Annotated in this window: 7 protein-coding genes; 1 reads left to right on the top strand and 6 read right to left on the bottom strand. The window is 70.1% G+C overall.

The features are described from left to right. Window positions 1-140 precede the first annotated feature (140 nt). Genes VE172_RS05520 through VE172_RS05510 form a run of 3 tightly spaced genes read right to left on the bottom strand, consistent with a single transcriptional unit; the run spans window position 141 to window position 3379 of the window. On the bottom strand, window positions 141-1265 hold the full coding sequence (locus VE172_RS05520) for a serine hydrolase domain-containing protein (RefSeq protein WP_324798307.1): 1125 nt from the start codon (window positions 1263-1265) through the stop codon (window positions 141-143). Window positions 1266-1282: 17 nt separating this feature from the next. Then, a complete protein-coding gene (locus tag VE172_RS05515; protein WP_324798305.1) occupies window positions 1283-1936 on the bottom strand; it encodes a TetR/AcrR family transcriptional regulator in 654 nt (217 codons plus the stop codon). A 36-nt stretch (window positions 1937-1972) separates the two neighbouring features. Beyond that, window positions 1973-3379 carry a pyridoxal phosphate-dependent decarboxylase family protein gene (locus tag VE172_RS05510; RefSeq protein ID WP_324798302.1) on the bottom strand — a complete coding sequence of 469 codons (1407 nt, stop codon included), beginning with the start codon at window positions 3377-3379 and terminating at the stop codon, window positions 1973-1975. 138 nt (window positions 3380-3517) lie between these two features. Here VE172_RS05510 and VE172_RS05505 point away from each other — a divergent pair, with 138 nt between their 5' ends. After that, window positions 3518-4903 carry a hypothetical protein gene (locus VE172_RS05505; RefSeq protein WP_324798300.1) on the top strand — a complete coding sequence of 462 codons (1386 nt, stop codon included), beginning with the start codon at window positions 3518-3520 and terminating at the stop codon, window positions 4901-4903. A 43-nt stretch (window positions 4904-4946) separates the two neighbouring features. On the opposite strand, the gene VE172_RS05500 is transcribed toward VE172_RS05505, so the two are convergent. From VE172_RS05500 to VE172_RS05490, 3 genes are all read right to left on the bottom strand, one after another. Further along, window positions 4947-5750 carry an exonuclease/endonuclease/phosphatase family protein gene (locus VE172_RS05500; RefSeq protein WP_324798298.1) on the bottom strand — a complete coding sequence of 268 codons (804 nt, stop codon included), beginning with the start codon at window positions 5748-5750 and terminating at the stop codon, window positions 4947-4949. A 156-nt stretch (window positions 5751-5906) separates the two neighbouring features. Next, a complete protein-coding gene (locus tag VE172_RS05495) occupies window positions 5907-6941 on the bottom strand; it encodes an aldo/keto reductase (RefSeq protein ID WP_324798295.1) in 1035 nt (344 codons plus the stop codon). Continuing rightward, the gene (locus VE172_RS05490) at window positions 6841-7824 is read right to left on the bottom strand and encodes an EamA family transporter (protein WP_324798292.1); all 984 of its coding nucleotides are present in this window, start codon (window positions 7822-7824) and stop codon (window positions 6841-6843) included. Before VE172_RS05490 ends, VE172_RS05495 begins: the two co-directional genes overlap by 101 nt. Window positions 7825-7912 lie beyond the last annotated feature (88 nt).

The raw sequence follows: 7912 nt of genomic DNA, 5'->3' as shown, positions 1-7912 counted from the left end.
GGGCGCGCGCCCGGCGCAGCCCGGCGGCGCCGAGCTCGCGGGGCGACGGCCCGGGCTCGGCGCGGGACTGTTCGATATAGGCGACGAGCTCGGCATCGGCGAGGTCGAGGGCTTCGGACACGGTGCCTCCCGGGCGACGGCTACGGCTTCAACGCGTCGGTGACGACCTTCGCGGTTCGCCCAGGACCATAGTCGGAGCGGGCGGTGCCCATGCGGACCACCACGGTGTCGGAGCCCGGGTCGACCTGGATGACCTGGCCGCCCAGGCCCAGCGCCCAGTACATGTCGGACGGGGCGCCCGGGACCAGCCGGGTGCGCTGTTTGTCGGATCCGGCGTGGCCGGTGGTGGGCTGGCGCGGGTCGAGCACGGTTCCCTCGCGGTTCAGCCACCACAGGTAGCCGTAGGCCGCGTTGAGGTCCTGGGACGGCTTGCCGGTGGCGGCCTTGACCCAGGCCGACGGGACGATCTGATGCCCGTTCCACCGGCCGTGGTGCAGGAAGAGGTAGCCGAAGCGGGCCATGTCCTCGCAGCTGGACTCCAGGTCGGCGTACATCGTGGTGTTGCCCGCGCGGTCGGCGCCCATGGCGGAGTCGCCCATGCCGATGGGGTCCAGCAGGCGTTTCCTGGCGTAGTCGGCGGGTGATTCGCCGGTGGCCTTGGCCAGCACGGCCTCCAGGTCCTGCACGGCCGAGTTGTTGTACACCCAGGCGGTTCCCGGCGCGGCGTCCTGGCCCAGGCCCACGGCGTAGGCGGTCTGGTCCTTGGCCAGCGTCAGGCCCCGGTAGTCCTCGGACGGGGACCAGTGGCGTCCCGAGTCCATGCTGAGCAGGTCGGCGATGGTGACGTCGGCGGAGTCGGTGTTCCTCCACCGCGGGATGTACTTCGACGCCTTGTCGTCGACGTCGAGCTTGCCCTCGGCCTGGGCGATGCCCACCAGGGTGCTGGTGTAGGACTTGGTCGCCGAGTACGCGTTGGTGGCGGAGTCGGCGTCGGTGCCCCGCCAGTTCCACTCGGCGGCGATCTTGCCGTCCTTGATCACCGCCAGGCACGTCGACTTGTCCGCGCGGGCGTCGGCGGCGATGGTGCGCAGCGCGGACTCGTCGAACCCGGCGGCGGAGGCGTCCACGTGATCCCAATCGTCACATGGAAATACCTGATCCCCCTGGGAGGAGCAGGAGCCCGAGGAAGACTTCTGGGGATCGCATGCGGCGCAGGAGATCAGCGCGAGCGCGGCCGCGGCGACGGCCATGAGGGATCGAAGCATCGACTTAATGTACTCCATTAATTCGGCGTCGGCGCGAGCTCCTCCAGCGTCCGCGGCGACGGCTCGGCGCGCAGACCGGCCACCAGCATGTCGATCAGATTGGCCAGGAACAGGCCGTTGCCGCCCGCGACCCCGCCGCGCCCGGAGTCCAACAGCCGCGCCCGCGACCCGCACAGCCCCACCAGCTGCACCCGCAGCGCGGCGAACCGCTCGGTGCGGATCGCCTCGGGCAGCCGGCTCAGCGCCTCGCCGAGCCAGCGCGCCACCGCCCGCCCCGCCGGGGCGTCCACCAGGCGAAAGGGGCTCTGATACGCCAGCGACGGATGGCTGATCTGCGCCACCATGCGCAGGTGGGCGCGCCCCAGCGGGGTGTCGAGGTCGGCGGCCATCGGGGCGGCCAGCGCGTGCACCAGGGCGTCCAGGTCGGCGGCGCGGGCGGCGGCCTCGATCGCTGCGACCAGCGGGGCGCGGCGCTCCTCGACGGCGGACAGGTGGGCCACCACGATCTCCCTGACCAGCCCGGCCTTGCCGCCGAAGTGGTAGTGCAGGGCCGATTCGTTGCGGGCGCCGATCGCGTCGTGCAGCTGGCGCGCGGTGACCCGGTCCACCCCGTTGCGGGCGAACAGCAGCGCACCCTGCTCCAGCAGAGCGTCCCTTGTCGATCCGGCCATGCACCGAAGGTACCGGCCACGGGCAAGGTCGCCCGCTCAGGCCGACTCCACGTCCACCTTGTCGACGGCGGCCAGCAGGGCGGTCCCCACCCGGTCCACATCGTCCATGGTGGTGCGCCAGTTGCTGAAGGCCACCCGCAGCGCGGGCACCTGGCGGTAGACGGTCGGGGTGACGAAGGCCTCGCCCGACTCGGCGATGTGCTTGACGAGGGTGGCCACCCGCTCGGCGGTGGGCCGGTCGGCCAGGGTCGCGCACACGACGTTGAGCCGCACCGGCGCCAGCATCCACAAGCGAGGGTCGTCCGACAGCCGCGCCCCGAGCCGGCGCGCGGCGGCGATGTTGCGCCGCACGATCTCGCGGTGACCGGCGCGGCCGTACGCGGCGAGGGTGAACCAGGCGGTCAGGGCGCGCAGCCGGCGGGAGCTCTCCGGCGTGAGGTGCAGGTAGGCGGGGTCGTCGCCGGGGGCGCCGAGGTAGGGGGCGAGGCTCTGGAACACCCGGATCTGGAGGTCCTTGCGGCGAGTGAACTGCACCGCCGAGTCGTACGGGACATTGAGCCATTTATGCAGGTCGACGCATACCGAGTCGGCCCGGTCGATGCCCGCGGTGAGGCGGGCGTGGTCGGGGCACGCGGCGGCGAAGCCGCCGAAGGCGGCGTCCACATGCCACCAGAAGTCGTGACGGTTGCGCAGCTCGATGACCGCGTTCAGGTCGTCGAAGTCGACGGTGTTGACGGTTCCGGCGTTGCTGACCACGATCGCCGGTCGACCATCCAGATCGGACAACGCGGCGTCCAGGGCCGCCGGGTCGACGGCCTCGCGCCCGGGCAGCGTCGGCAGGGTGCGCAGCGACGCGCGCCCGATGCCCAAAAGCGACAGTGCCTTGTAGATGCTGGAATGCGGCGTGCCCGACAACACGGTGATCGGACCCACCGCCGCGACGCCGTGCTCGGCCACCGAGATCCGCTGCCGCTCCCCCACCCACTCGCGCCCGATCGCCAGGCCCACCGCGTTCGACATCGTCGCCCCGGTCACGAAGCTTCCCGAGTGCGCGCACCCCAGCCCGAACAGCTCGCCCAGCCAGGTCACCGTCTGAAGCTCCAGCGCGTCGGCCACCGACCGCCCGTCACCGGCCGCGTTCTGGTCGAGCACCCCGGTCAGCCAGTCCCCCATCACCGCCGCCGGCGTCGCGCCGCCGGTGACGAACCCCAGGTAACGCGGCCCCGCGCTCCCCGACAACCCCGGCTCCCAGTCGCTGCCGAACCGCTCCAGCGCGCCCTCGGCGCCCACCCCGTATTCCGGCAGGGGCTCGGCCGCCGGGGGCCGACCGGTGGCGGCGGGCGATCGGGAATCCAGGCCGCTCAGGGCCCGCGCGGCCCGCCGCCGGGCGGCGTCCAGCAGCTCGTCGAACCTGGCGAGATCCTCCGCGAGCCTTTGATCCATCGCAGGTCACCTCCGTGGGCGCACTGGGTTCGTGCCAGGCACCGTGTCCGGCCCGCTACACATACTGCCACCGTTCGGTCGCCCCCGGCGTTGGTATCTTTGAGCCCCCCGCGTCGCTTCAGCCCGACAGGAACGCCGATGCATCAACCACCGGCAGTGCCGCAATGCCACACCCCCGACGAAGTGGGCGCGTACCTGAATCAGTTGCGCGCCTGGTGCGGTGGTGTGTCGTTTCATGAGCTCACCATGCGGGTCAACGCGGTTCGCGACTCCCGCGCCGAGGAGCCCGTCGCCGAACAGGCGATCTACGACTGCTTTCAGCCCGGCCTGAGGCGACTCGATCGGGACCTGGTGCTGGACATCGCCCGATCGATGGGTCTGGATCAATCCCAGCTGCTGCTGCTGGAGCGGGTCTGCTGGATCGCCGACGGGCGCAGCGCCACCACCACGCCCACCGACGTCACCCCCGCGATTCCCGAAGGACGCGAGGAGTTCTCGGGGCGGCAGGACCTGCTCGCCCAGGCGATGGACGCGGTGCAGGAGGCGATCGCCAGCCGCAAGTCGCCGGTGGTGGTGTTCACCGGACCGGCCGGGATCGGCAAGACCGAGCTGATGATCCAGCTGGCGCACCGGCTGAAGAGCAAGGGCTACAACCTGCAGAAGCAGTGCTTCGTGGACCTGCACGGCTTCGACAGCAATGTGGACCCCAGCGGCCCCGACGACGTGCTGGCGTCGCTGCTGCGCCAGGTGGGGGTGCGCGAGCCCGCCGTGCTGTCCCTGGCGACGCTCGACAAGAAGATGGCGAAGTTGCGCCAGCATCTGGGGCGCCAACCCATCCTGCTGATGTTCGACAACGTCGCCAACAGCCTGGCGATGCGGGACCTGTTGCCCCACATGCCCGGCAGCGTCGTCATCGCCACGGCCCAGCACGGCTTCGCGCTCGACGAGTTCGCCACAGTGATCGAGGTGGGGCCGCTGGACTATCCGTCGTGCGCCGAGCTGCTGGACACCTGCGACCGCACCGGGCGGATCCGCCGCGAGCCTGAGCTGGCGGCCTGGTTCATCGACGAGATCTGCGGGCGGCGCCCGCTCGACCTGGTGGCGCTGGGCGGTCAGCTGGCCGACCCGGAGGGGATGGCCTGGACGCTGTCCGACCACGCCAACCGCCTGATGACCTTCCGCCTGGAGGAGGGCGTCAACCGGGTGCTGGCCGGTTCCTGCGAGCGACTGGACCCCGAGACCCGCCGGGTGTTCCGCCTGCTGGGGCTGTTCCCGGGCTACGACTTCACGCCCTACGACATCGCGATCCTCACCGACCTGGACGCCCAGCGCACGTCCGACTATCTGCAGCGGCTGCACGAGCGGAATCTGTTGCTGCGCAGGAGCGAGCACCGCTACCGCCTGCACAGCCTGGTCGCCGAGTTCACCCACCGGCTGCTGTTTCGCGAGGAGTCGACCACCAGCCAGCGCGCCGCCCTGCGCCGCCACCACGCCGCCGCGACCATGAGCCACCGCGCGGCGTGAGCCCCGGCGGGTGCCCGGCGGCGCGCGCCGGGCACCCGGTGAATCAGTACGTCACGTACGCCGTCACGGATCGGTGGTTGGAGTACTTCCCACCGGCCATGCCGTAGGTGATGTTCTCGACGTGGCCGAAGCCGCCGGCGCTTTTGGCCATGATGTGGTCGATGCGCCGCTTGCCGATGGTGTCGTAGCGCTCGGAACACACCCGATGGCCGCACTTCTCGGCGATCGGGTCGCGGAATCCGTAGCCGCGCGCCCTGGTCCACCAGTCCTTCTGGGGCGTGGTGGCGTTGGTGTCGCCGCCGAAGATCTCCAGCGAACCTCCGAGGCCGTTCAGCGCCTCCTTGGTTTCGCGGATGTTCTCGTGGGCGCACTTGGGGCCGTTCCACTTCGCGGTCGGCCAGTGGATCGACGCCACGCTGACGTGCTTGTGGCTGACCTTGTCGTAGAACTTCACCGCGACGTTCTCCACCCGGTCCTGGCTGGACGAGGTGGGGTCGAGGTTGCGGCACGGCCCGGTGCCGTGCGTCGGGTTGGCGGGGGCGTCGGAGCGCCAGCGGACGGTCCGCTTCGCCGCCAGGCGTCCGGTGCGGTAGATGATCGCGTTGGTCTGCTGGTTCTTCCTGGTCTTGCAGCCGTCCTTATAGCCCATGGAACCGGGGTTCGCGACCGCGATGGTGCCGGCGAACGTCCCCGGCAGGTCGTGGCTCAGCCTCGCCGTGAGGTTCTTGAGCTGCTTGGCATTCGAGACCTGCTGGATGGTGAGTATGTCGGGGCTCTTGTCCTGCTTCTTCATGTAGGACAGCAGCTTGGTGTAGTCATTTCCGTTGCAGGGCGCCAGGTTCTCCATGTTGTTGTCGTATACGACCAGTCTTTTTGATGAGCCGTTGGTATCCGCTTGAGCCACATAGGCTCCCGTGGTTACCGCACCGGCCACCACTAGGGCGACGGCCGCATAGACAAAGTGGAGCGCGCGACGGCGATGGGCCATCTTTTCGTCCTTTTGTTATGGGGGCATGGGAAGTTCGGCATTCTTCCGGCGGCTCCCATAAGTCGGGCATAAGGAGTGCCCGAGGACCGGGTGCGCCCGATACGGGGCCTGAAGGGCATCGATCTCCTCGTCGTTCAGGGAAAGTCCGATGGCGGCCAGGGCGTCGTCGAGGTGCCCGATCTTGGTGGCGCCCACGATCGGCGCGGTCACGGCGTCGCGATGCAGCAGCCAGGCCAGCGCGACGCGGGCGCCGGATACCCGGCGTTCGCGGGCGATCGCGTTGACCGCGTCCACCACGTCGAAGTCGGACGGATCGGCGACGGCGGTGGTCGCGGATTCGGCGCGGGCGCGCAGCGTGCGTCCCTGGCCGTCGGAAGCGCGGTTACCCGCCAGCAGGCCGCGCGCCAGCGGGCTGTACGGCAGGACGCCGACGCCCAAGTCGGCGCACAGTGGAATCATCTCGCGCTCCTCCTCGCGGTAGACCAGGTTGTAGCGGTTTTGCATCGACACGAACGCGGTCCAGCCGGCGTCGCGGGCGGTGTGCTGCGCCTTGGCGAACTGCCAGGCGTAGCAGGCCGAGGCGCCGATGTAGCGCACCTTCCCGGCCATCACCAGGTCGTGCAGCGCCGCCATGGTCTCGGCGATCGGCGTCTCGTAGTCCCAGCGGTGGATCTGGTACAGGTCGATGTGGTCGGTGCCCAGCCGCCGCAGCGACGCGTCCACCGCGGACATGATGTGCTTGCGCGACAGGCCGCGGTCGCCGGGGCCGGGGCCCATCGGGTAGTAGACCTTGGTGGCCAGAACGTAGTCGTCGCGGTGCGGGAACAGTTGGCGCAACAGGCGTCCCGTCACCTCCTCGCTGACGCCGTCGGAGTACATGTCGGCCGTGTCGAAGAACGTGACGCCCGATTCGACGGCGTGGCGGACGATGGGTTCGGCGGCGTCGGCGTCAAGAATCCACTCGTCCGAGGCGGGGCTGCCGTAGCTCATCATTCCCAGGCCGATCCGCGAGACCTTCAGTCCCGAGGTGCCCACGCGAACGTATTCCATCGTCTCTCCTCGTGTCGTTTTTGGATGGTTGGTGGACGGCGATGCCCGCGATCACCAGGGCCACGCCGATCAGGTCGGGCGGCGTCGGGATCTGTTTCAGCACCAGCACACCGATGACGGTGGCGGCGGCGGGCAGGATCGACAGCATCAGCGCGAACGTGGAGCGCCGCAGCCGCGCCATGGCGAGCTGGTCGGTGACGTACGGGATCACCGACGAGCAGATCCCCACGGCCACACCGGCCAGCAACCATCCTGGGTGGACGAACGCCGGGGCGGCGCCGCCGATCCCCACGGGCGTCACCACGATCGCGGCCAGCAGCATCGCCGCCCCGAGCTGGTCGATGCCGTCGCGCTCGTCGTTGGCGATGCGGTGTCCGGTGATCACGTACGCCACGAACAGCACGCAGTTGGCGAACGCGAAGACGAAACCCACCGGCTGCGCGACCAGCCGCACGTCGGCCAGGGTGAACACCCCGAGCACGGCCAGGCCGAGCGCGACGCCGTTGCGCCAGCCGCGCACCCCGGCCGCCGCCAGCCCGATGACGCCCAGGAATTCGACTGAGCCGACGGTGGACAGCGGCAGTCGCGCGACCGCCAGGTAGAACACGCAGTTCATGGCGGCCAACACCACCCCGAGCGCCGCCATGACGCCGCGCTGCCCGGGGCCCAGCCGCTTGAGCATCCGCCAGGGCCGCCGCCACAGCGCGAAGACCGCCGCGGCGCTGGCGATCCGCAGCCAGGCCACGCCGAGCGCGTCCAGGTGAGCGAACAGCAGCACGGCCGCCGACGGGCCCAGGTAGTGGAAGACGGCGCTGACGCCGAAGTAGGCGGAGGCGGGCACCCGCCTCGCCCACCCGCCGTCTCGCGCCGCGCCCAGATCCATACGGGTATCTTTCAACCCGAAGCCCGAGATGTGAATGGCACAACGAAGCCGGGAGGCGCGACTTGGCTACAGAAACAAGGAAGAATCG

This window comes from Stackebrandtia sp., assembly GCF_035643755.1.
GTDB lineage: Bacteria > Actinomycetota > Actinomycetes > Mycobacteriales > Micromonosporaceae > Stackebrandtia.
Note: the sequence above shows the minus strand (reverse complement) of the source record. Positions and strands in the feature narration are given on the sequence as shown.